We start from the raw sequence: 557 nt of genomic DNA, 5'->3' as shown, positions 1-557 counted from the left end.
CAAATACACGGCACAGATAGGCCAATGGAAGGCCCGGGCCGGGTTCGCCCCCGCCGACAACGAACGGGAACACAGCCAGATCGCACGCTTGCGCACGCTCGCGGAGCAGGCCGGATTGGACCCGGACATCGCCGAGTCCTACCACACCTTCGTGGTGAGCGAATCCAAGACCCGCCACGAACGCATCGCCGCCCAGTCGTAGCACGTCTCGTATCGGTCCGACACGCCCGACTTGTGCGGACTCTGATACTTCTGTGACCGTGACACAAGTTCAGAACCTTGATATTCCGCCGTTTTGCACCTTGTGTCAGGGTCACGATGCATCAGAGTCCGGGTGGAGAGCCGAGCCGGGCAGCGAACCTAGGGTATAAACCTGGTTTATAACGACACTCAAATCGAGCTGATGACTTATATCCTGAACTTCTCTGATAGGCTGACCGCAACACGATAGCGAACGCATCCGGCGCGCGCGACGGTCCGGGAACATTCGGGGACCCGGACACGCAAGCGCCATCGTCAACGGTCAGGAGGCATCATGTCCACACTCACCTCGGTTT

At 59.4% G+C, this 557-nt stretch carries 1 protein-coding gene; it reads left to right on the top strand.

Annotated elements, in window-relative coordinates; translation table 11 throughout:
* The coding region (locus H9626_RS15740) for a chorismate mutase (protein WP_191710824.1) at positions 1 to 202 on the top strand (202 nt) is incomplete at its 5' end.
* Positions 203 to 557: the final 355 nt, after the last annotated feature.

Source organism: Phocaeicola faecium (assembly GCF_014837055.1).
GTDB lineage: Bacteria > Bacteroidota > Bacteroidia > Bacteroidales > Bacteroidaceae > Phocaeicola > Phocaeicola gallinarum.
The sequence above is the reverse complement of the archived record's forward strand: the minus strand, read 5'-3'. Positions and strand labels throughout refer to the sequence as shown.